The sequence below is a fragment of the Streptomyces sp. NPDC001002 genome (genome assembly GCF_053599215.1).
Map to the genome: position 1 here is coordinate 1 of NZ_JBSFLV010000016.1, position 22,051 is coordinate 22,051.

Genomic DNA, 22,051 nt, shown 5'->3' on the forward strand with positions numbered 1-22,051 from the left:
TGCGAGAACTCGTCCCGCAACGAGAACACCCGCTCCTTCGCGCGAGCCTTCTCCTCGTCCCGCCGCCCACCACCGAACACGGCGTCGAACTTCTCCGCCTGGATCTTCTCCGTCAACGGCAGTGTCTGGAGCGGATTACGGGTCCCGTCGGGACGCTCCTTCAAGACACCCCGGTCGATGTAGTCCTGCACGGAGGCCACATGCAGCCGCAGCCCGTGCTTCTCGACCGTGCGGTCGCGGTAGTCGAGGACCTCGGGGAAGTTGTGCCCGGTGTCGACGTGCAGCAGGGTGAAGGGAATCGGCGCGGGCGCGAACGCCTTGAGCGCCAGGTGCAGCATGACGATGGAGTCCTTGCCGCCGGAGAAGAGGATCACCGGCCGCTCGAACTCGCCCGCCACCTCGCGGAAGATGTGCACCGCCTCGGACTCCAGCGCGTCCAGATGGGAGAGGGCGTACGGACTGGCCGTACCGTCCTCCGTCGTGGCGACGGTCGTCATGCCAGTCCCCTCTCGGTGAGCAGCGCGTGGAGTGCGGCCGCGGACTCCTGGACGGTCTGGTGCTGGGACTCGATGCGCAGGTCGGGCGACTCGGGCGCCTCGTAGGGGTCGTCGACCCCGGTGAGCCCGCTGAGTTCGCCCGCCGCCTGCTTGGCGTACAGACCCTTCACGTCCCGCTCGGAGCACACTTCGACCGGGGTCGCCACATGCACCTCCAGGTACGCGGCACCGCTCTCCTGGTGGCGCTTGCGCACCTCCTCGCGGCTGTCCGCGTAGGGCGCGATGACCGGGACCAGCGCCTTGACGCCGTTGCGGGCGAGCAGTTCGGCGAGGAAGCCGATGCGCTGAACGTTGGTGTGCCGGTCCGCGCGGGAGAAGCCGAGGCCCGCGGAGATGAACTCGCGGATCTCGTCGCCGTCGAGCACCTCGACGCGGTGGCCCTCCTCGCGCAGCCGGCCGGCCAGCTCGTAGGCGATGGTGGTCTTGCCGGCGCTCGGCAGACCCGTGAGCCAGACGGTGGCTCCGGTCGTCACGTGTGTCTCCTGTATCTCCTGAGTGGTCGTCATGGTCAGCCGTGCAGCCCGCACTCGGTCTTGTTGCGGCCCGCCCAGCGCCCGGCCCTGGCGTCCTCGCCCTCAAGCACGCGGCGCGTGCAGGGGGCGCAGCCGACGGACGCGTAGCCGTCCATCAGCAACGGGTTGGTCAGTACGCCGTGTTCGGCGACGTAGGCGTCCACGTCGTCCTGCGTCCAGCGGGCGATCGGCGAGACCTTGACCTTCTGGCGCTTCTCGTCCCAGCCGACGACGGGGGTGTTCGCCCGGGTCGGGGACTCGTCGCGGCGCAGCCCGGTCGCCCAGGCCGTGTACTTGGTCAGGCCCTGCTCCAGCGGCTGGACCTTGCGCAGCTTGCAGCACAGGTCGGGGTCGCGGTCGTGCAGCTTGGGACCGTACTCCGCGTCCTGCTCGGCGACCGTCTGGCGCGGGGTGAGGGTGATGACGTTGACGTCCATCACGGCCTCGACCGCGTCGCGGGTGCCGATGGTCTCGGGGAAGTGGTAGCCGGTGTCGAGGAACACGACGTCCACGCCGGGCCTGGCCCGGGAGGCGAGGTGGGCGACCACCGCGTCCTCCATGGAGGAGGTCACGCAGAACTGCTTGCCGAAGGTGTCGACGGCCCACTGGAGGATCTCCAGCGCGGAGGCGTCCTCCAGGTCACGGCCCGCCTGCTCGGCAAGCGCCTTCAAGTCGTCGGTCGTGCGGTCTTCCTGAACGGTGGTCATATCTCGTCCCCTCCCGTTTCGGTGCGCTGAAGCCCCCGGGACAGCAGCCCGAGGAACTTCAACTGGAAGGCTCGATTGCACGCTCCGCATTCCCACGCGCCGTGGCCCTGCTCGCTGGGACGCAGGTCCTCGTCGCCGCAGTAGGGGCAGTAGAAGGGGGCGGCCCGCTCGCTCACGACAGGGCCTCCTCGGAGGCGCGGGTGGCCCAGGTCGCGAACCGCTCGCCGTCCTCGCGCTCGGCCTGGAACCGCTTCAGGACGCGCTCGACGTAGTCGGTCAGCTCGTCCGAAGTGACCTTCAGACCACGGACCTTGCGGCCGAACCCGGCCTCCAGGCCGAGCGCGCCGCCGAGGTGCACCTGGAAGCCCTCGACCTGCTCGCCCTGGTCGTTGAGGACCAACTGGCCCTTGAGGCCGATGTCCGCGACCTGGATGCGGGCGCAGGCGTTCGGGCAGCCGTTGATGTTGATGGTGATCGGCTCGTCGAACTCCGGGATGCGGCGCTCCAGTTCGTCGATCAGCGCGGCGCCGCGCGCCTTGGTCTCGACGATGGCGAGCTTGCAGTACTCGATGCCGGTGCAGGCCATGGTGCCGCGCCGGAAGGAGGACGGCTTGGCGGTCAGGTCGAGCGCGGCGAGGCCCTCGACCAGCGAGTCGACCTGGTCCTCCTCGACGTCGAGCACGATCATCTTCTGCTCGACGGTGGTACGGACCCGGCCCGAGCCGTGCGCTTCGGCGAGCTCGGCGATCTTGGTGAGGGTGGCGCCGTCGATGCGGCCGACGCGCGGGGCGAAACCGACGTAGAAACGGCCGTCCTGCTGGCGGTGGACGCCGACGTGGTCGCGCCAGCGGGCCACCGGCTGCGCGGGGGCCGGGCCGTCGACCAACTTGCGCTTGAGGTACTCGTCCTCCAGGACCTGGCGGAACTTCTCCTGGCCCCAGTCGGCGACGAGGAACTTCAGCCGGGCGCGGGTGCGCAGGCGCCGGTACCCGTAGTCGCGGAAGATGCCGATCACGCCGGCCCACACGTCCGGGACCTCGTCCAGCGGGACCCAGGCGCCGAGCCGGACGCCGATCTTCGGGTTGGTGGACAGGCCGCCGCCGACCCACAGGTCGAAGCCGGGGCCGTATTCGGGGTGCTCGACGCCGACGAACGCGATGTCGTTGATCTCGTGCGCCACGTCCAGGAGCGGGGAGCCGGAGATCGCGGTCTTGAACTTGCGCGGCAGGTTGGAGAATTCCTTGGTGCCGATGTAGCGGCTGTGGATCTGGTCGATGGCCGGGGTGCCGTCGATGATCTCGTCCTCGGCGATGCCGGCGACGGGCGAGCCGAGGATCACGCGGGGCGTGTCACCGCAGGCCTCGGTGGTGGAGAGCCCGACGGCTTCGAGCCGGTTCCAGATCTCGGGCACGTCCTCGATGCGGATCCAGTGGTACTGCACGTTCTGCCGGTCGGTCAGGTCGGCCGTGCCGCGCGCGAACTCCTGCGAGATCTCGCCGATCACCCGCAGCTGGTCCGTGGTCAGCCGGCCGCCGTCGATGCGGACGCGCAGCATGAAGTACTTGTCGTCCAGCTCCTCCGGCTCCAGGATCGCGGTCTTGCCGCCGTCGATCCCGGGCTTGCGCTGGGTGTAGAGACCCCACCAGCGCATCCGGCCGCGCAGGTCGTTCGGGTCGATCGAGTCGAAGCCGCGCTTGGAGTAGATCGTCTCAATGCGTGTCCGCACATTGAGACCGTCGTCGTCCTTCTTGAACTGCTCGTTGCCGTTGAGCGGCGTGAAGTGCCCGGCTGCCCACTGACCCTCACCGCGGTGACGGCTCACCTTGCGGCGGGGCGCTGCGGCAGCAGGGTTCTGCGGGGTGGCGGCCATGTTCGGGGTCCTCCGGGACAGACGGGAGCGGCTCTTACCTGCGGGTACGGGCGCATGGGTCTACGTGCGCGTCGTTGCGCGGGACGAGACGTGTGCAGGAGATGTCGGTGTCGCTGCGGCTCTCAGCTCGCCGGACAGATGGCGCTGGACATGCGGCCGAGGTCGACGTGGCGCCGACTCACCAAGGCAATTCCAGTTCCGGACATGACGGAAGCGTGTCATGGCGATCTGGACACAGTCCAGCTTCGTCCGACATGCGGACACCCTGGTCTCGAAGTGCGAGACGCGGGTGTCATCGGTCACATGCGCCGCACGCGGTCTTGTCCGCGCAGGTCAGGCGGGGTATGCCCCGGGCCAGGGACCCGGCGTGGCCACCTCGCGCTCCTCCTCGACCTTGGTGTCGAAGAGCGTGAAGCCCCGGCGCAGATAGTTGTCCATGGCGTACTCCCCGTCCTTGCTGCATGTATGCAGCCAGACCCGCTTGGTGCGGGCGAGACCCGGCCAGCGGTCCGCGAGATCCCAGGCGCGGGCGGTGCCGTGCGCGAGCAGATGGCCGCCGATCCGGCGGCCCCGGAAGGCGGGGATCAGCCCGAAGTAGGCGATCTCCACGACCCCGTCGTCCTGCGGGTCCAGCTCCACGAACCCGGCGGGCGTCCCGCGCTCGTACGCGACCCACGTCTCCACGCCCGGCCGGTCCAGGTACCGCTGCCAGCGCTCGTACGGCCAGCCGAGCCGGTCGGTCCAGAGGATGTCGCCGCCGACGGAGGCGTACAGGAAGCGGCTGAACTCGGGGGAGGGCAGCTCGGAGCGGACGATCCGGACGTCCCCGTCCGGCGCGGCGGCCGGCAGCAGGTCGGTCGGGGCGGTCTGCTCCAGGGACCAGGTGGTCACGGGGAAGGTGCTCATGCCCGTCAGGGAATCATCCGGCCCGGAGGCTTGTCGATTACCGGCCGGCGGACTTGTCGATCGAGGACAGCGGGAGCGCGTACAGCATCCGGCCGGACTGGGACCAGACCTCGCCGGTCGTCGCCCAGTAGGAGAGGGAACCCGCCCGGCCGCTCCAGCACTGGTGCGAGGCGTCCGAGCCGCACTCGGTGGTCTTCGCCTCGTCCGCGTTCTGCCGCCAGAGGGTGCCGTGGTCGCCCGCGGTGTCGGCCGCCCGGTCCAGATACCAGGTCGAGTCGAGCGAGAGGACGCCCGCGACGCCGGTCACCTTCGTCTCGTAGGCCGCGTCCGCGACCGCGTTCCCGGCGGAGTCCGTGGCCAGGAGCCCGGCCCGCGCCGGGTCCGAACTGAACGCGTAGCGCCACAGCCGGGTGCGCAGATCGTCGTCCACGGGCACCCGCTCGCTCGCGACCAGACTGTCCGGCGCGGTGCTGCGGTCCAGGGAGATCGCCGTGGGACGGGGCGACCCGCCACCGAGCGTGTACGAGCCGACCGCGGGCAGCACATACCGGTAGCCGTACGCCGCCCAGCCGCCGCGCACCTTGCCGACCTTGAGGCTGTCGACGGTGGCCCGCTGCACGCGGCGCATGTCGTACGCGTAGAGGCCGGTGGCGGTGGTGACCAGCAGCTTGCCCTGGTACCAGACCATGCCGGAGACCGCCGAGGGCAGCCCTCGGTAGTCGCGTCCGCCGTCCACCGGGACCGCCAGGACCGCCCAGGTGTACGTCAGATGCGCGGGATCGTCCGCGTTCACGAAGGCGACCCGGGCCACGCCCGAGGCCTTGCCCCGCTCGGTGTCGTGACTCCAGCCGGACAGGATCACCCGGTTCCCGCCCCAGTGACCGTCGTCGTCCGCGTCCCCGGAGGTGGTGACCGCGCCGGCCTGCCAGCCGTCGGTGTCGGCACTGTCCCAGCAGTACGCGCGCGTGGCCGCCGGTTCGACGGGCAGGGTGCTGCGCTCGGCGGTGGTGCAGGAGGCCGCGTCCCGCAGCGTGCGGTCGCTGTCGTCGAGGACCTCGCGGACGCCGACCGGCTTGCCCATTTCGGCGGAGAGACGGTCGAGGGTGTCCTGCGGGACCAGGTGCTCCTGGAGCGGGAGGTCGGCCCCCTTGGCGTCCGCGGCCAGCGGCTTCAGGCCGCCGGGGGTGTCACTGACGGTGGCCTGCGAAGCGCTGATCATGGTGGCGGCCGCGGTGAGGGCGAGCGCGGTCCCGGCCAGGAAGCCGCGCACCGCCTGGCCGCGCCTTTGCCTGCGGTGTCTGCCGCGTTGCTTCATCGAACCTCCCGAGGCGAGCCAACTGCGTTTGTTGGTCCGAGCGTTGACCAAGGAGCAGGTGGGGTGGCCCGTAGAGGGATGCTACGGCAGGCGAGGGCCGCGGGGGACGAAGACCCTGCAAATATGCGGAAGATGCCGTCGCTCGGGCACGCACGGTGACGGAACGGGCATATTCAGGTGGTCCCGGTCGGAGTCCGTCCCGCCGTCAGCGCGGGGGCCGTCGAGTGCGGCAGCAGGTCCAGCGGGTCCTCGGGGACGAGCACCTCGACCTCGGCCTGCTCGCGGAAACGGTAGGGGCGATGCTCCAACAGGCCGCCGAGATAACGGCGTACCCGTGACATCTCGGCGCGCACGGTCACCGTGCGGCCCGCGTCGCCGAACACGTCCTCGGCCAGGCCCGCCGCGCTGCGCCCGGTGCGGTGCAGCGCCAGCAGATAGAGCAACTCGGCGTGCCGGGGGCTCAGTTCGCGGCTCCAGGACCCCGCGCACTCCGACACCGTCACCGTCCAGCGGCGCGGGCGGGTCAGGTCCAGCACGATGCGGGTGGCACCGCGTGGCGTGGGCTCGTCGGACGCCCTGATCAGCCAGCCCTCGGCCAGCGGCTCCACCGAGCAGGGCCCCAGCGGCGGCAGCCACCGGCGGCCCGGCGTCAGGGACTTGGGCAGGGTGATCCGGCTGCCGGCCGGCAGCCCGGTCACCGCGGCGGTCCAGCCGTCCCGGTCCACCACCAGGGCCCGCCCGGACAGCCGGGCAAGGACCGGGGCCGCCACCGCGCGCAGCCTCTCCAGCGAGGTCAGATGCAGTTCGCGCAGCCGGGCCTCGGCGAGCTTGGCCACCGAGTCGACCCAGGCGAGCGTGGCCGGGTGCATCGTCTCCAGCGGTCCGCTGACGTCCACGACCCCGAGCAGCCGTCCGTCGCGCGGGTCGGTGATGGGGGCGCCGGTACAGGTCCAGGTGGACAGCGAGCGCACGAAGTGCTCGGAGGCGAAGATCTGTACGGGCCTGCGGACCACCGCCGGGGTGCCCACGCCGTTGGTGCCGACGACCTCCTCGCGCCAGTCGGCGCCGACCTCGAAGCCGAGCCCGTCGGCGCGGCGCAGCACCGGTGTGCTGCCCTCCCGCCACAGCACCCGGCCGTCCGGGCCCGCGACCACCATGATGTGGTGGGCGACGTCCGCGACCGACAACAGCCCCTCCCGCAGCACCGGCAGCACATGGCGCAGTTCCGTCGACTCCCGCCGTCGCCGCACCTCGTCGGCCGAGAGCACCCCGGCCCGCAGGTCCCGTTCGGGATCGACGCCGCTGCGCAGGGTGCGCCCCCAGGACTGCTCGATCACCGGCCGCGGCGCGACGGGCGCGCGCTGCCCGGCGAGCGTGGCGGAGCGGACCTCGCTGAGCACCCGCGCCGCGCGCGTGGTGTCGACCGCGGCGAACTGGGTGACGTCCGTCGGCGAGAGCGCCACGGGACCTCCAGGGAGAAGGGGTCGGACCGCCGGGCCCACCGTCGCGATTCGGCCACGGAGCCGGCAGTCCGTTGACTGACCGTCTCATAGTGTCGTTCCCGCCAGAGGGACGTGCACGGTCCAGCCACAGAAAGCAGCAAGTTGCAACCCTCTGCAACCCTGGTGAACTGCCAAACCCTGGTTGAAACTTGAGCAACGCCGTCCCGAGCGGCGTGCCAGGCCTGTCTACGGGCCACTGGGCGGGGGTGGTGCCGTGTCGGCGCAGCACCACCCCCGCGTCCGGCCCTTCGCGCAGGTCAGGACAGTGGCCGGGCCCGCTCCACCACCGACGCCAGGTCGAGCGTGGACGGCAGGGTCCCGAAGGTCGCACCCCCGTCGCTGCCCAACCGTGCGGCGCAGAAGGCGTCCGCGACCTCGGATGGCGCGAACCGGACCAGCAGTGACCCCTGGAGCACCAGCGCGAGCCGCTCCACCAGCCGCCGCGCGCGTCCCTCGATGCCCTGCAGATCGGCGAGTTCGGTCAGTACGCCCTTGATCGCGCCGTCCAGCCGGTGGTCCGCGCCCCGCGCCCGGCCGACCTCCTGGAGATACGCGTCCAGCGCGGCCGGCTCACGGCGCAGCGCCCGCAGCACGTCCAGCGCCTGGACGTTGCCCGCGCCCTCCCACACCGAGTTGAGCGGCGACTCGCGCACCAGCCGGGGCAACCCCGACTCCTCGACATAGCCGTTGCCGCCCAGACACTCGGCGGCCTCGACCGCGACCGGCGAACAGCGCTTGGTCACCCAGTACTTGGCGGCCGGTACCGCGATCCGCAGCAGCGCCCGCTCCTGCTCGCCGCCGTCGTCGTACGCGGCCGCGAGCCGCAGCGCGAGGGTGGTGGCCGCCTCCGACTCCAGCGCGAGGTCGGCCAACACATTGCGCATCAGCGGCTGGTCGACGAGCTTGGCGCCGAACACCTCACGGTGGCCGGAGTGATGGACCGCCTGCGCGACGGCCTGCCGCATCAGCCCGGCCGACCCGATCACGCAGTCAAGGCGGGTCGCCGTCACCATGTCGATGATCGTGCGCACCCCCTGCCCCTCCGCACCGACCCTCCGCGCCCAGGTCCCGTCGAACTCGACCTCGCCCGAAGCGTTGGACCGGTTGCCCAGCTTGTCCTTGAGCCGCTGGAGCAGGAACACGTTGCGGGTGCCGTCCGCCAGCACGCGCGGCACCAGGAAGCAGGTGAGCCCGCCGGGAGCCTGGGCCAGCACGAGAAAACCGTCCGACATGGGCGCCGAACAGAACCACTTGTGCCCGGTCAACTCGTAGGTGCCGTCCTCTGCGAGCGGCCGCGCGGCAGTGGTGTTCGCCCGCACATCGCTGCCGCCCTGCTTCTCCGTCATCCCCATCCCGAACAGCGCCCCGGCCTTGAGGTGGGCGGGACGCAGCTCACGGTCGTAGACCGTCGAGGTCAGCCGCGGCTCCCACTCGGCGGCCAGGTCGGGGTCGGTGCGCAGAGCAGGCACCGCCGCGTGAGTCATCGACAGGGGACAGCAGTTGCCGGCCTCGACCTGCGTCCACACCAGGAACGCGGCCGCCCGGCGGACATGGCCGCCCGGCCGGTCCCAGGCGGCCGTCAGCCCCGCGGCGACGCCCTTGCCGAGCAGCCGATGCCAGGCCGGATGGAATTCGACCTCGTCGATCCGCCTGCCGTGCCGGTCGTGCGTACGCAGCCGGGGCGGATTCTCGTTGGCCTGCACCCCCCACTCCTGCACCTGCGCCGACCCGGCGGCCTGCCCGAGGGCGGCCAGTTCGTCACCGGCCTCCTCGGACAGCGCCGGGTCGAGATGCCGCGCGACGGCCTCCGTCAGGACCCGATCGGCGGAGTAGACGTCGTACCCGGTCAGGGGCGGCGGCTGGTTGGTCACGGTGTGGGTGGTACGTGCCATGCCCGCGAACCTACCGCGCACGGACCTGCCCGGACGCAACCGCCGGGCCGGGCCCGGGCCGGTGCCGGAACGACGGTCGCTCGTGCACCGGCCCGCGCCCGGCGACCCGTCAGGCCGGGCGGGCCATCGCCACCGCCTCCTCCGGTTCGATCGTGCCGGCCGGCTCGGCGGCCGAGAGCGGCCAGTCCTCGTGGTAGACGGTGTCGAGGTAGCGTTCGCCGAGGTCGGGGGCGATGGCCACCGAGGTGAGGCCGTCGTGGCCGTTGCGGGCCAGCCACTGGCCGGCGCCGCTGACGACCGTGCCCGTCGAGCCGCCGAACAGGAAGCCGCGGGCGGCCAGTCGACGGCAGGCGAGGACGGTGTCGGTCTCCTCGACGCGGACCACGTCGTTGACATAGGTCTCGTCGAGCATGGGCGGCGGCACGCTCGTGCCGAGCCCGGGAATCATCCGCGGGCCCGCCGGGCCGCCGAAGCTGACCGAGCCGACGCTGTCGACGGCGACGATGTGCACCCGGCGCCGCCACTGCCAGAACCAGCGGGCGCAGCCCATCAGGGTCCCGGTCGTGCCGGCCCCGACGAACAGGACGTCCAGGTCCGGGAAGCGGCGGGCGATGGCCGGCGCGGTGGTGCGGAAGTGCGCCCGCCAATTGGCCTGGTTGGTGTACTGGTTGAGCCACACGTACCGGTCGTCGGACGCGCACAGCGCCCGTACGTACGCGATCCGCGCGCCCAGGAACCCCCCGTGCACATCCGGTTCCCTGATGACGTGCACCCGGGTGCCGAGCGCCTCCATCAGCCGGATCGTCGGCAGGTTGCAGCGCGAGTCGGTCACGCACAGGAACCGGTGGCCCCGGCTCGCGGCGATCACGCTCAGGGCGACCCCGAGGTTCCCGGACGACGACTCGACGAGCACCGAGCCGGGCCGCAACAGCCCTTGCCGCTCGGCCGCGTTGACCATCTCGGTCGCCGCCTTCAGCTTGACGGAGCCGGCGAAGTTGAATCCCTCGCACTTCAGGTAGAGCGGCAGCCCCAGTGCGGCCCGAAGGTCGACGTAGAGCTCCTCTTCGTTGAACTGTGCCGGATCTGAAATTACGGGCATGACGCCCCCCTCCTCATGCGCCACGTGCATGGCCGTCAGCCGTACCGGCGCAGCTCGTGGAAGAACCCGTCGACGACGTGCAGCCCGCCCCTTCGGGCCACTTCGTCATGGACGAACCTGCCGACCGCGAGGTCGAGCACCCCCAGTCCGAACGGCGAGAACACCACCGTCCGGTCACCCGGGACGGTGACCCGCCCGGTCAGTACGTCGTCGAGCGTCCCGTCCAGGAACTCCCGTCCACCGGTGAGTTGTTCGGCCAGGTGCGGGGAGGTCTCGGCCTTCAGACAGTGCTCGACGTCGTCGACGAAGTTCGCCGAGTCGAGCAGGATCTTCGGGTCGAGGTCCCGCAGCGACACATGCAGCACCAGCGGATGGTGGGCGAACCAGGACGGGTCGTGGATGTACGGCGCGGACGCGACGGTCGCGAAGACCACCAAGTCGCAGGAGCGGATCAGGGACTCCGGGTCGTCGTGCACGGTGATCCGGCCCTCGGCGCCCGACCGTTCGAGGTAGCCGCGGAAACCGGCCGCGCTGTCGGCGTTCAGGTCGTGCACGCCCGTCTCCTCGAACTCCCAGCCGGTGCCGGTGAGATGAGTGTGCACATAGCGTGCGATGAGCCCGGTGCCGATGAAACCGACCCGCGTCGGACGCGTCCGCGTCCGGCTCAGCCGGTCCGCGGCCAGCGCCGCCGAGGACGCCGTCCGCGTCGCGCTGATCACCGAACTCTCCAGACAGGCGAACGGATAGCCCGTGTCGGGGTCGTTCAGGATCAGCACCGCCGACGCCCTCGGCAGCCCGGACTTGGTGTTCTCCGGGAAACTGGAGATCCACTTCAGCCCGTCCACCGGCAGCGGCCCGCCCAGCGAGGCCGGCAGCGCGATGATCCGGGACGAAGGACGGTCCGGGAAGCGCAGGAAGTACGACGGCGGGTTCACCGAGTCGCCCTCCCCGTGCAGCCGGTACACGGCCTCGACGAGTTCGCCGATCTCGGACTCCCGTCCGCTCAGCGCCTGTTGGACCTGCTCGCCGGAGATGACGGCGAAGTCCGGTGCGGCCGTGCTCATCCGCCGCTCACCTCGCACTCGGCGCGCCCCACCGGGTTCCCGAACGCCACCAGCACCTCGCGCGGCCCGTCGAACGGCTCCCGGCCGTGCGCGGTACGGATGTTGTCCACCAGCAGCAGATCCCCCGAGCGCCACGGCTCGCGCACGGTGTGCGCCGCGTAGGCCTCGTTGATCTGCCGCACCACGTCCTCGCCGATCGGATCGCCGTCGCCGAAGCGGGTGTTGAAGGGCAGTCCGTCGGAGCCGTACTCGTCCACCAGGTATTCACGCACTTCGGGTTCCATGGTCCATTCGTTGAGGAAGGCGATCTGGTTGAACCAGCAGCGCCGCCCGCTCACCGGATGGCGCAGCACCGCACTGCGCCGCTGCCGGGTGCGCAGCGAGCCGTCGCCCTGCCAGGCGAACTCGATGCCCTGGGCGCGGCAGTAGCGTTCGATCGCGCCGCGGTCGTCGGTGCCGAAGGCCTCCTGGACCGAGGCCCCGATCTCGTCGTTGTAGGAGCGGGTCAGCAGCCAGCCCTCCCGCTCGAACCGCTCGACCAGCGCGGCGGGCAGCGCCTGGAGCACCGCCGACGCGTCGGTGACCGCGGTCGCGCCGCCGGACTCGGGCGCCTCCAGACAGGCGAACAGCAGCAGGCCGGGGAACTCCAGGCCGTAGCTGACCTCGTGGTGCATGCACATCTGCTGGTTCGGCGGCCACTTGGTCGACGAGTAGACGCCGTCCGCGTAGCCGCGCCGGGGCGCGAAGGGCTCCCGGTCGGACATCAGCCGGTCGGTCAGCCGCCGGGCGACGGCCTCGGTCGCGTCGGGGTCGGCGAGCCCCAGCCCGCGGACCAGCACACAGCCGTGCTCAAGCAGGACGGCGTGCAGCGCGTCCCGGTGGGCGGCGACCCAATTGGCCGGGTGGAGCTCGGACTTGGCGTGCAGCAGGGGTGGAGCGCCGGGCGCGATTTCCAGGCCCGGAAGCGTGGCTTCAGACGTGTACGACATTGCGGGTTGTCCCTTTCAGTGGTGCTGGTCGAGCAGCCCGGCCAGGTCCGCGAGGACCGGGTGACGGGTGACGTCCTTGAGGGTGATCGCCCGGTCGAGGACGATCGCGAGCTTGACCGCGGACATCGAGGTGCCGCCGCGGTCGAAGAAGTGGTCCTGGCGGCCGATCCGCTGTTCCGGGATGCCGAGCACCTCGGCCCAGGCCGCGGCCAGCCGCCGCTCACCGGGCGTGTCCGGGGTGCCGGACTTGGCGTCGTCGAGGTCGGCGGCGAGCGCGGTCAGCGTCTTGCGGTCGGTCTTGCCGTTGGCGGTCAGCGGCAGCACGTCCCGCCAGTGCACGAGGGACGGGACCATGTAGGCGGGGAGCGAGGCCCCCAGCACCTCCCGTACCTTCTCGGCGTCCACCGGGTGCGGCCCGGTGCAGAACGCCACCAGGCGCACCCCGCCCACGACCACCACCGCGCCGTCCCGCACCCCGGGCACCCGCAGCAGCGCGTTCTCGACCTCGCCGAGCTCGACGCGGAAGCCGCGGATCTTCACCTGGCTGTCGCGCCGGCCGAGGAACTCCAGCTTCCCGTCGGGCCGCCAGCGCCCGTGGTCGCCGCTGCGGTACAGCCGCTCGCCGGGCCGGTAGGGGTCCTCGGTGAAGGCGGCCCGGGTGCGCTCGGGGTCGTTGACGTAGCCGCGTCCGACACAGACTCCGGAGAAGACGATCTCGCCGGGCGCGCCCAGCGGTACGGGTACCAGGTCATCGTCGACGACGTACACCCGCACATTGCGGATCGGCCGTCCCAGCGGCACCCGGTCCCCGGCCGGCACCTCGTGCATGACCTCGTGGTTGGTGTCGTCCGAAGTCTCCGTCAGGCCATAGGCGTTGACGAGCCGGATGCCGGGCATCGCGGTGAACCAGCGCTGCACCAGTTCCTGCTTGACCGCCTCGCCGGTGACCGACACACAGCGCAGGTCGGGCAGTTCGCGCGGACGCTGCTCCAACTCGGCGAGCACGGCCTCCAGATACGACGGCACGATCTGCACCACGTTCACCCGGCCGCGCGCGATCGTGTCCACGAAGGCCGACACGTCGAGGATCGTCTCCTGCCCGATCAGCAGCGTGCGCCCGCCGACCAGCAGCGCCGAGACCAGCTGCCACAGGGAGATGTCGAAGCACTGCGGTGCCGTCTGCGCGACCGTGCCGCCGGACTCGAAGCCCAGGTCCTCGATCTTGGCGAGGACGTGGTTGACGAACCCGGCGTGCTCGCACATCGCGCCCTTGGGCTCGCCCGTGGAGCCGGAGGTGAAGTAGATGTACGCGGCCTGGTCGGCGGTGACGGGCACGCCCAGAGCACCGTCGGCGTGGTCCTCCGCGTACGCCGTCTCCACGAACAGCCGGTCTATCGACTCCAGGTTGGTGTCGCTGCCCCACTCGGTGAGGACGAGGCCGCAGCCCGCCCGGTGGAGGGTGCGCGCGATGCGGTCGGCCGGGAAGTGCGGCTCGATGGGCAGATACACTCCGCCCGCCTTGAACACGGCGAGCACGGAGGCGAGCCAGTCCAGGTTCCGCTCCATCACGACGGCGACCACGCCCTCGCGCTCCAGACCGCGCGCGAGCAGCGCCCGGCCGACGCGGTTGGCCCGGGAGTCGAGCTCCCGGTACGTCCACCGCCGGTCGCCCTGCACGGCGGCGACGGCGTCCGGGTGGGCGGCGACCCGCTCCTCGAACAGCTCGTGCACCCGCCGGTCCGGCAGCTCTCGGACCGGTCCCGCCAACTCGTCGAGCTGGAACCGGAGTTCCTCCTCCGACAGCAGCGTGGGCCGGTCGGGTTCGGCGAGCGCGGTCAGGTGGTAGCCGGCGATCCGCGCGGCCGCCTCGGCGTCCAGGACGTCGGTGCGGTAGCGCAGCCGCAGCACGCCGTCCGTGACCCTCACGTCCAGGTCGTCGTCCTCGGCGCCCGGCTCACCGGTCAGCGCGGCGAGCACTTTTGCGTGCGCGGACGCGAGCGCGGTCGGCCCGGTCGGCTGTCCCGGCGGCAGCGGGACCTCGTACTCCGCCGTGCCCGGCACCGGAGTCAGCGTCCAGTGCGGGATCGGTTCCCTCATGTCTTTCCCCCCTTGGCGGGCACCCCGTTGCGGGACGCCCCGTTCACAGGCACCGCTCGCGCGGACCCCCCTGTCACCGGCGCTCCCGTCAAGGGCACCGCCGGATTCCCGCCCCAGGCCGCGCCCGCCGGCATCTCCTCGCCCTTCATCAGGAAGGAGTCGGGTGCCAGCAGCGCGCCGTCGCCCATCGAGACGCCGTAGTGCACCAGCGCGCCGGTGCCGAGCGTGCAGCGGGCACCGATGGTGATGCGCTCGGACTTGTAGGTGCCGTCCTCCTGGGAGTGGGCCTGCACCTTGGTGTGCGCGGCGAGCGTGCAGTCGTCGCCGATCGCGGTCAGCGTGCGCTCGGTGATGTAGGCGCCGTCGTCGAAGACCCGACGGCCCATGCGGACGCCCAGCAGCCGCCAGACGAGGTTCTTGTACGGCGTCCCGTTGAAGACGACGAGGTGGTTGTCCGGCACCTTCCACAGGCGCTCCTGCCACCAGAACCACGGGTCGTAGATCGAGCACAGCGTCGGCTCCAGCGACCTGAACCGCCCGATCATCCGCTCCACCAGCACGTAGTAGCCGGTGCTGAACACCAGACCCACCACGAGCGAGGCGCCGATCAGCAGACCGCCGAGGGCGCCACTGGCGCCGTAGAGGTCGACGGCGGCGAAGCCGAGGACCGTCATCGCGAACCAGTGCAGCCAGCGCACGAACAGGAACAGGCCCATCGAGCGCAGGTTGTAGCGGTTCTTCGCGGCCAGCCGGCGCGCCAGCTCGGGGCCCTCGCGCAGGTGGTCGAAGCGGGAGTCGCGCTCCACCGAGCGCGGGATCTCGAACGAGGGCGAGCCCAACAGGCCCACGCCCTCACGGAGTTCACCGTCCAGCGGGACCATCACCTTGGTCGCCAGCAGGCAGTTGTCGCCGGTGCGGCCGCCGCTGGGGTAGGCGATGTTGTTGCCGAGGAAGTTGTGCGGTCCGATCGTCGCCCGGGTGACCCGGAAGGAGGTCGCCGAGAAGTCGGCGTTCACGATCGACAGTCCGTCCGCGACCATCGTGCCGCTGCCCACGGTCGCCAGGTACGGCGTCTCGTGCGACACCTCCGTACCGAAGTTGGAGCCGGTCTGCTCCACGTGCGAGAGGTCGTAGCCGATGGCCCGCAGGTAGTGGACGATGTACGAGCTGTCGCCGCACAGCCACTTGAAGAACTTGATGTTGGTCATACGGGCGATCGCGCGCTGCACCGAGTAGTGGAAGCCGTAGAGCGGATAGACCCGGTCCGGGCGCAGGAACGGCTTCAGCAGGCGCGGGATCAGCGTCACGGCGGCGAGGCCGACGAGGACGGAGCCCACGAACAGGCCGACGGACAGACCCAGTGCCTCGCTGTAGAACTCGGCCGAGTCCAGCTGCTGGCGGGTCGGGTCGAGCAGGGTGTCCAGGGCGGGCACCAGGGTGAGCAGCAGATACGAGCCGCCGACCGCGAGCGGGACGTACACGAACACCGTCTGCAGCAGACCGCCCAGGCCGAACAGGGTCCGGCGCAGGGTGGTGCAGCGGGCCGGCGGTACGCGGACGTAGTCGACGTCCGTGCGGACGGCCGGGGAGCCGTGCCAGCGCTCGCCCGCCGGGACCGCGGCACCGCCGTACAGGGCGGAGGAATGGCCGAGTTGGGCGCCGTCGCCCATCGTCGTGCCGATCTCCAGGACGGTCTTCTCACCGATGTACACATCGCTGCCGAGGGTCACCCGGCCGGTGCGGATGAGGCCGGCCTCCGCTCGGTAGCAGAGCAGGTAGGAGTCCTTGCGGAGCACCGTGCCCGCGCCGACCGTCAGCAGGTCGGTGCAGACCGGCACCGAGTGGGTCAGGATCGTGACGCCCTTGCCGATCCGCGCGCCCAGCGCCCGCAGGTACAGCACGTACAGCGGGCTGCCGGTGAACAGGATCAGCGGGTTGGCGTGCAGCAGCGCCTTGACGGTCCAGAAGCGGACGTAGGCCAGGCTCCAGACCGGGAACTCCGTCTCCTTCCAGCGGCCCACCAGCAGCCACTTCGCGACCACCGGCAGGACGCACGCGCCGGCGAACACCGCGGCGCCGAAGACCAGCGACCGCAGATAGACCGAGACCACGGCGTCGGTGGCGGAGATCCACTCGTAGCCCTTGCCCAACACCAGTCCGGCGAGCAGGCAGTAGGCGGCGAAGACGAGCAACTGGAGCGCACCGCACAGGAGATAGCGCGGGGTGGAGCCGGGCGGAGTCGTCGGGACCGCGACCTCGGCGGTCGGCGCGGCGGCCGGTGCGGTGTCGAGGGCCGCGGCCAGGCGGCGGATCGTCGGATGGCCGTAGACGTCCTTCATCGACACCGACGGCAGATCCTCGCGCTTCCTGACGCGGGCACAGAAGTGGGCCATGACAAGGGAGTTGGCGCCGAGATCGTCGAAGAAGTGGCTGTCGACCGGTATGTGTTCCTTGCGTACTACACCGGCCAGCACCTCCGCGAGGACGCTCTCGGTGACAGTGTCGGTTTTTCCCACCACGTGTGCTCCTTACTGGTTTTACATGCTTTACGAGCTTTGTGAGCTCTGCGGTTCCACCGACGGCCGGGTAACTTGACGCGCCTTTCCGGCGATCACGGCGATGCCGGCCTCCAGCGGTCCCCGGCCCACCGCGCGCCGCCAGCAGACGGCGAAGAGCAGTGAGCCCAGGGCGAGCAGGCCGTAGAGAAGGTCGGGGGAGTTGCCGAGGGCGCCCGTGGCGAGGAGCAGGACGTGGGCGCAGTAGAGGGTGAGCGGCATGGTGCCCGCCGCGGTGAGGGGACTGAGCAGCCGGCGGGTGGGGGTGAGCCGGGTCAGCAGGAGGGCGGCGCCGAGCAGGGCGCACGCCGAACCGAGGGTCTGGAGCAGGTCGAACGGTGAGGTCGAGTGCGGGGCGCGGGAGATGAGCGACCACCAGGTGGCGTCGTCGCCGGTGTCCCACAGCACCTCGGGCCGGGCCTCGCGCCACGGTGTGTCCGGGAACTCGGCCCGCCACAGGTGCCAGAGCCCGCCGAACTGGGTGAGCCAGACGGTGGCGGTCAGCCAGGCACCGGCCGCCAGTGCGAGCCCGCCCAGCAGCAGCCGCCGTGCGATCCGTACGGACGTCAGGTCCAGCCGGCCCACGGCGAGACCCGCGCACAGATACGTCATCCAGGCGACCACCGGGTAGTTGCCGTGCACCAGCAGATCCGAGAGCAGCCCGAGCGGATCGGTGAACAGGTTGGTGAGGACGGGATCGCCCTCGAAGGCCGGCTCGGGCAGCACACCGCGGAGAAGGTGCACGGCGACGGGGCCGGCCAGGGCCAGGGCGAGGGAGAGCGCCGCCAGGGTGCGGGGGCGCAGGCGGAGTAAGGGGATCGAGAACAGGAACAGCAGGGCGTAGAACGCCAGGATCACGTCCACGCCGAGGTCCGCGGCCCGCGAGGCATAGCCCAGCAGGAGCCCGGTGAGCCCGATCAGTGCCGCCCGGGTGGCGACCGCCGCGTACTGCGGGCGCCCCACGACCGGCCGGCGCCCGCCGGTGGTGAACGCCAGGCCCACCCCGGCCAGCAGCGCGAACGTGGCCGCCGACCGGCCGCCCGCGAACATCCACGCCGGGGTGGGCGAGCCGTCCGACGCGAAGGCTCCGTACACATGTACGGAGAACATCCCGAGCAGCGCCAGACCGCGGGCGGTGTCCACCCCGACGATCCGCGGCGCGGCGGAGTCTGCGCCGTCCGGTAATGGCTGTGGCGGCGGTGGTGTGCGCGTCAATTGATACGGAACAGGCATACGAATTCCCCGAAAAGGAGTACGAAGGAATTCGCTCCGCTGTTCAGGGCAGGGCGAAATTCCGGAACATTGGGAAAGGGTTGGATTCGAGTTCCAAATGGTGTGGATGTGTGTCGAGTGGTCGCGTGAAAATGGCGCAGGGCAGCACGGCGCGATCCGCATGGATCCCATGCGGACCACGGGTAACGCGACTGGATCGGGTCCTGGTCAGAGACCCTCGATGTCCCCCGTGTCGTGTGCGTCTGAGTCGTCCTCAGCGAACGCAACGAATGCAAGGCGGATTCTTTCGGAAACTTCACGAATGGTTCAAGGGGGTTTCAGCCATTGGCTGGTTCCAGACCGTCCTGAATTCGTGATCAAGTCGCCGACGTGTGGCGTTTACAGAAATGACCGATTCAGCGAGCGAACAAACCGGCCATCACGGTCATGACAGAAAATTCGTTCGTTTTTGTCGGGCCGAGGATGAGTGCACGCAGCCACGGCGGATACCTTTAGGTCGTGCAGCCAGCAAGTGACTCCCCACAACGGCCCTCCGGCCGTCTCCACCGGGCGCGTGCCCTCTATCGGAACGTCTCGAAGCGCAGGACCGCCTGGCTGCTGCTCAAGGACACCGTCAACTCGTGCATGGAGTACCGGATCCTGGGCCTCGCGGCCGAGGCCGCGTTCTTCACGCTGCTGTCCGTGCCACCACTGCTGCTCAGCCTCATCGGGCTGCTCGGCTACGTCGACGACTGGACCGGCACCGACACCATCACCAGCCTCGAGAACAACATCCTGGAGGCGTCCCGCACGGTCCTGTCCGACAAGGGCGTGGCCGAGATCGCGCAGCCGATCCTGCACGACGTGGTGAAGGGCGGCCGGCCCGACGTCATCTCGGTCGGCTTCCTGTTCGCCCTGTGGTCGGGCTCGCGCGCGGTGAACGTCTTCATCGACACCATCACCGTGATGTACGGCCTCGACGGCGTCCGCGGCATCGTCAAGACCCGAGTGATGTCGTTCCTGCTGTTCATCGTGGGCCTGCTGATCGGCTCGGTCGCGCTGCCGCTGATGGTCGCCGGGCCCGACGCGGTGGTGGGGGTCGTGCCCTGGTCGGAGACCCTCGTGCAAGTCCTGTACTGGCCCGTGGTGATCGTCCTGTCCGTCGTCTTCCTGACGACGCTCTACCACGTGTCCGTGCCCGTGCGCTCGCCCTGGATCGAGGACGTGCCCGGCGCCCTGGTGGCACTGGCCATGTGGGTGCTCGGCAGCTTCCTGCTGCGCATCTACATCACCAGCACCATCGAGGGCGCGACGATCTACGGCTCGCTCGCCGCCGCCGTCGCCGTACTGCTGTGGATCGGCGTGTCCGCCTTCGCCGTCCTGGTCGGGGCCGCGGTCAACGCCGCGATCGACCGGATCTGGCCGACCGCCGCCACGGCCGCGGCCCGCGCCTCCAACGAACGGCTGCGCGAGGCCCAGGTCGCCGAGTACGCGGCCCGGACGGCCGCCGTCCGCGACGCCGACCACGACCATGATCCCGACGACCCGGACATGCCCTCGGAGTTCCCGGAACGCTGGTCGCGCTTCCTCCCCCCGGAGGACGTGACCTCCCGCCTGCGCACCCACGCCAAGAGCACGCATCCACCGCGCAAGCGCGAGGGGTCTTGAGGGGTCTGCCGGTCGAGGGGGAGGACCTGAGCGGTCCGGCGACCGAGCGCGGAGGTCTCTGAGCGGTTCGCCGGCTCAGGCCTTCCAGGTGCCGGACGCCGCGGCCTCCCGGGCGAAGTCCGCGAAGTCGCGCGGCTCGCGGCCGAGGATCTCCTGAACGCCGTTCGACAGACGGGAGTTGCGGCCGTCCAGCAGCGTGCCGAACACCTCCACCAGGAACTCCGCCTCCGGCTCCGGCACCCCGAACCCGGCCAGCCGCGCCCCGTACTCGCGCGGCGACACCGCCCGGTACGTCAGCTCACGCCCCGTCGCCCGCGCGATCTCCGCGACCCCGTCCCCGAAGGTCAGCAGCCGCGGCCCCGAGACCTCGACCTCCTGCCCCACATACCGCTCGCCCGCCGTCAGCACGGCCACCACCACGTCCGCGATGTCCCGCACGTCGATGAACGGCTCCCGCACCTCACCGCCGGGGAACACCAACTCCCCGCTCTGGCGCAGCTCTTCGACCAACGGCCCCTCGCTGAAGTTCTGCGCGAACCACGCGGCCCGTACGACCGTCCAGTCCGCACCGGACTCCTTCAGCCCCGCCTCGGTGGGCCGCGCCTGGTCCTCGCCGCGCGCCGACAGCAACACCAGCCGCCGTACGCCCAGTTGCACCGCCTCGCGTGCCAACAGCCCCACGTCCCGGGCCGCGTCCGGCGATCCCACATCCGACGGATAGGCCAGATAGGCCGCGTCCGCGCCCCGCAGCGTGTTCGCCCACGTCGACCGGTCCGCCCAGTCGAAACCCTGCGCACGCGACGCCGCCCGCACCGTCAGACCCGCCGCCTCCGCGGCCTGCGCCACCCGGCTCCCGGTCCGCCCGGAGGCCCCCGTCACCACGACCGTCATACCCTGCTCGCTCTGCGTGTTGTCTGTCATGCGAGCCAGTCAACTGCCGCACTTCACAAGGAACCATCGCTGAACGGCTCATTCCCATAATCGCGCGTCTACGCTGGCCCCATGGACGCACTCGCAGGCCTGCTGGAGGGTCCACGCGCGCGTGGCGCCTTCATGATCCGTGCGTGCTTCGACCCGCCCTGGGCGATCCGGGTCGAGGACCGCGCCCCGCTCACCGTGATGCTGATGGTCCGCGGCGACGCCTGGATCACCCCGGACACCGGACCCCCGCTGCGGCTGCACGCCGGCGACCTCGCCATCGCCCGCGGTCCCGACCCGTACACCTGCGCCGACGACCCCGCCACGCCCCCGCAGGCGCTGATCCTGCCGGGCGCGGAGTGCTCCTACCCCGACGGCAGCCCCCTCCAGGGCTCGATGGACCTGGGGGTACGTACCTGGGGCGACAACCTCGGCGGTTCCACCGTCATGCTGATCGGTACGTACCTGATGCAGGGCGAGATCAGCGGGCGCCTGCTGGACGCGCTGCCGCCGCTGCTCTCCCTCACCGGCGACGTCTGGGAGTGCCCGCTCACCTCGCTCCTCATGGAGGAGATCGGCCGGGACGAGCCCGGCCAGGAGGTCGTCCTGGACCGCCTCCTCGACCTGCTGGTCATCGCCGCGCTCAGGGCCTGGTTCTCCCGCCCGGAAGCCGCGGCACCCGCCTGGTACCAAGCGCTCGCGGACCCCGTGGTCGGCCGCGTCCTGCGGCTCCTCCAGGACGACCCCGCCCACCCGTGGACGGTCGCGTCCCTCGCCGCCAAGGCGGGCGTCTCCCGCGCGGCCCTGGCCCGCCGCTTCTCCGAGCTGGTGGGCGAGCCCCCGATGACCTACCTCACCGGCTGGCGCCTGGCCCTGGCCGCCGACCGCCTGCGCGCCTCCGACGCCACCCTCGACAGCATCGCCCGCCAGGTCGGCTACGGCAGCGCCTTCGCCCTGTCCAGCGCCTTCAAACGGGTCTACGGCGTCAGCCCCCAGGAACACCGGGCCCGCGCCGCGGACGACGCTCCGCTGGTCGGCGCGCGGTCCTGATCCCGGGAGTGGCTCGGCTCATGGGCAGGTGGAACGGGCGTCCCAGCTGACCGGCGGGGCGCGGTGGCGCGGGCGAGAGGGTCGTCTCCGGCGGGGTGGCCCGGGAGAGCGGGCTGCCTCCGGTGCGGTGGCGTGGGC

The 22,051-nt window shown here is 71.0% G+C and carries 19 protein-coding genes; 2 read left to right on the forward strand and 17 right to left on the reverse strand.

Features of this window, described 5'->3' with window-relative positions; genetic code table 11:
- The 16 genes from cysD to ACWDR3_RS10465 form a co-directional block, all read right to left on the reverse strand.
- Nucleotides 1–497, reverse strand: a 497-nt coding sequence (gene cysD / locus ACWDR3_RS10390; protein WP_450352050.1) for a sulfate adenylyltransferase subunit CysD, incomplete at its 3' end; no start/stop codon positions are given.
- Nucleotides 494–1,063 (reverse strand): adenylyl-sulfate kinase, encoded by a 570-nt coding sequence (gene cysC, locus ACWDR3_RS10395; protein WP_402345950.1) that lies wholly within the window; start codon nucleotides 1,061–1,063, stop codon nucleotides 494–496. The genes cysC and cysD, both read right to left, overlap by 4 nt.
- Nucleotides 1,064–1,065: 2 nt before the next feature.
- Complete coding sequence (locus ACWDR3_RS10400; protein WP_450352051.1) at nucleotides 1,066–1,776, reverse strand: phosphoadenylyl-sulfate reductase; 711 nt, start codon at nucleotides 1,774–1,776, stop codon at nucleotides 1,066–1,068.
- On the reverse strand, nucleotides 1,773–1,952 hold the full coding sequence (locus tag ACWDR3_RS10405) for a hypothetical protein (protein WP_123996898.1): 180 nt from the start codon (nucleotides 1,950–1,952) through the stop codon (nucleotides 1,773–1,775). The genes ACWDR3_RS10400 and ACWDR3_RS10405 overlap by 4 nt, the downstream gene beginning before the upstream one ends.
- Nucleotides 1,949–3,646 carry a nitrite/sulfite reductase gene (locus tag ACWDR3_RS10410; RefSeq protein ID WP_450352052.1) on the reverse strand — a complete coding sequence of 566 codons (1,698 nt, stop codon included), beginning with the start codon at nucleotides 3,644–3,646 and terminating at the stop codon, nucleotides 1,949–1,951. Before ACWDR3_RS10410 ends, ACWDR3_RS10405 begins: the two co-directional genes overlap by 4 nt.
- A 122-nt stretch (nucleotides 3,647–3,768) precedes the next feature.
- Entirely contained in the window at nucleotides 3,769–3,852 is an 84-nt protein-coding gene (locus ACWDR3_RS10415) for a putative leader peptide (RefSeq protein ID WP_309486338.1), read from the reverse strand.
- Nucleotides 3,853–3,979: 127 nt separating this feature from the next.
- A complete protein-coding gene (locus ACWDR3_RS10420) occupies nucleotides 3,980–4,552 on the reverse strand; it encodes a GNAT family N-acetyltransferase (RefSeq protein ID WP_450352053.1) in 573 nt (190 codons plus the stop codon).
- A gap of 37 nt (nucleotides 4,553–4,589) precedes the next feature.
- Nucleotides 4,590–5,867, reverse strand: a complete 1,278-nt coding sequence (locus ACWDR3_RS10425) for a hypothetical protein (RefSeq protein ID WP_450352054.1) — start codon at nucleotides 5,865–5,867, stop codon at nucleotides 4,590–4,592.
- A 173-nt stretch (nucleotides 5,868–6,040) separates the two neighbouring features.
- Nucleotides 6,041–7,330, reverse strand: a complete 1,290-nt coding sequence (locus ACWDR3_RS10430; protein WP_450352055.1) for a GAF domain-containing protein — start codon at nucleotides 7,328–7,330, stop codon at nucleotides 6,041–6,043.
- A 296-nt stretch (nucleotides 7,331–7,626) separates the two neighbouring features.
- Entirely contained in the window at nucleotides 7,627–9,261 is a 1,635-nt protein-coding gene (locus ACWDR3_RS10435; RefSeq protein ID WP_450352056.1) for an acyl-CoA dehydrogenase family protein, read from the reverse strand.
- A 109-nt stretch (nucleotides 9,262–9,370) separates the two neighbouring features.
- The gene (sbnA, locus tag ACWDR3_RS10440) at nucleotides 9,371–10,360 is read right to left on the reverse strand and encodes a 2,3-diaminopropionate biosynthesis protein SbnA (RefSeq protein ID WP_450352057.1); all 990 of its coding nucleotides are present in this window, start codon (nucleotides 10,358–10,360) and stop codon (nucleotides 9,371–9,373) included.
- A 35-nt stretch (nucleotides 10,361–10,395) separates the two neighbouring features.
- Nucleotides 10,396–11,424 (reverse strand): 2,3-diaminopropionate biosynthesis protein SbnB, encoded by a 1,029-nt coding sequence (gene sbnB / locus ACWDR3_RS10445; RefSeq protein ID WP_450352058.1) that lies wholly within the window; start codon nucleotides 11,422–11,424, stop codon nucleotides 10,396–10,398.
- Complete coding sequence (locus ACWDR3_RS10450; RefSeq protein WP_450352059.1) at nucleotides 11,421–12,413, reverse strand: TauD/TfdA family dioxygenase; 993 nt, start codon at nucleotides 12,411–12,413, stop codon at nucleotides 11,421–11,423. Before ACWDR3_RS10450 ends, sbnB begins: the two co-directional genes overlap by 4 nt.
- Before the next feature lie 15 nt (nucleotides 12,414–12,428).
- Nucleotides 12,429–14,510, reverse strand: coding sequence for a non-ribosomal peptide synthetase (locus ACWDR3_RS10455; RefSeq protein ID WP_450352060.1), 2,082 nt, complete (start codon nucleotides 14,508–14,510; stop codon nucleotides 12,429–12,431).
- A complete protein-coding gene (locus tag ACWDR3_RS10460) occupies nucleotides 14,507–17,026 on the reverse strand; it encodes a Pls/PosA family non-ribosomal peptide synthetase (protein ID WP_450352061.1) in 2,520 nt (839 codons plus the stop codon). Before ACWDR3_RS10460 ends, ACWDR3_RS10455 begins: the two co-directional genes overlap by 4 nt.
- 30 nt (nucleotides 17,027–17,056) lie before the next feature.
- Complete coding sequence (locus tag ACWDR3_RS10465; protein WP_450352062.1) at nucleotides 17,057–18,208, reverse strand: heparan-alpha-glucosaminide N-acetyltransferase domain-containing protein; 1,152 nt, start codon at nucleotides 18,206–18,208, stop codon at nucleotides 17,057–17,059.
- A gap of 588 nt (nucleotides 18,209–18,796) precedes the next feature.
- Here ACWDR3_RS10465 and ACWDR3_RS10470 point away from each other — a divergent pair.
- A complete protein-coding gene (locus ACWDR3_RS10470; RefSeq protein ID WP_450352063.1) occupies nucleotides 18,797–19,945 on the forward strand; it encodes a YihY/virulence factor BrkB family protein in 1,149 nt (382 codons plus the stop codon).
- A 75-nt stretch (nucleotides 19,946–20,020) separates the two neighbouring features.
- Here the strand turns inward: ACWDR3_RS10470 and ACWDR3_RS10475 are convergent, their stop codons facing one another.
- Nucleotides 20,021–20,866: an NAD(P)H-binding protein gene (locus ACWDR3_RS10475; protein WP_450352064.1), complete on the reverse strand. Its 846-nt coding sequence runs from the start codon at nucleotides 20,864–20,866 to the stop codon at nucleotides 20,021–20,023.
- Nucleotides 20,867–20,947: 81 nt separating this feature from the next.
- On the opposite strand from ACWDR3_RS10475, the gene ACWDR3_RS10480 reads away from it, so the two are divergent.
- Nucleotides 20,948–21,913, forward strand: coding sequence for a cupin domain-containing protein (locus ACWDR3_RS10480; RefSeq protein WP_450352065.1), 966 nt, complete (start codon nucleotides 20,948–20,950; stop codon nucleotides 21,911–21,913).
- The last annotated feature ends 138 nt before the right edge of the window (nucleotides 21,914–22,051 follow it).

Coding starts and splice junctions, on each gene's coding strand:
- cysC (WP_402345950.1), bottom strand. CDS start 1,063: ATGACGACCACTCAGGAGATACAGGAGACACACGTGACGACCGGAGCC.
- ACWDR3_RS10400 (WP_450352051.1), bottom strand. CDS start 1,776: ATGACCACCGTTCAGGAAGACCGCACGACCGACGACTTGAAGGCGCTT.
- ACWDR3_RS10410 (WP_450352052.1), bottom strand. CDS start 3,646: ATGGCCGCCACCCCGCAGAACCCTGCTGCCGCAGCGCCCCGCCGCAAG.
- ACWDR3_RS10415 (WP_309486338.1), bottom strand. CDS start 3,852: ATGTCCGGAACTGGAATTGCCTTGGTGAGTCGGCGCCACGTCGACCTC.
- ACWDR3_RS10420 (WP_450352053.1), bottom strand. CDS start 4,552: ATGAGCACCTTCCCCGTGACCACCTGGTCCCTGGAGCAGACCGCCCCG.
- ACWDR3_RS10425 (WP_450352054.1), bottom strand. CDS start 5,867: ATGAAGCAACGCGGCAGACACCGCAGGCAAAGGCGCGGCCAGGCGGTG.
- ACWDR3_RS10435 (WP_450352056.1), bottom strand. CDS start 9,261: ATGGCACGTACCACCCACACCGTGACCAACCAGCCGCCGCCCCTGACC.
- sbnA (WP_450352057.1), bottom strand. CDS start 10,360: ATGCCCGTAATTTCAGATCCGGCACAGTTCAACGAAGAGGAGCTCTAC.
- sbnB (WP_450352058.1), bottom strand. CDS start 11,424: ATGAGCACGGCCGCACCGGACTTCGCCGTCATCTCCGGCGAGCAGGTC.
- ACWDR3_RS10450 (WP_450352059.1), bottom strand. CDS start 12,413: ATGTCGTACACGTCTGAAGCCACGCTTCCGGGCCTGGAAATCGCGCCC.
- ACWDR3_RS10455 (WP_450352060.1), bottom strand. CDS start 14,510: ATGAGGGAACCGATCCCGCACTGGACGCTGACTCCGGTGCCGGGCACG.
- ACWDR3_RS10475 (WP_450352064.1), bottom strand. CDS start 20,866: ATGACAGACAACACGCAGAGCGAGCAGGGTATGACGGTCGTGGTGACG.
- ACWDR3_RS10480 (WP_450352065.1), top strand. CDS start 20,948: ATGGACGCACTCGCAGGCCTGCTGGAGGGTCCACGCGCGCGTGGCGCC.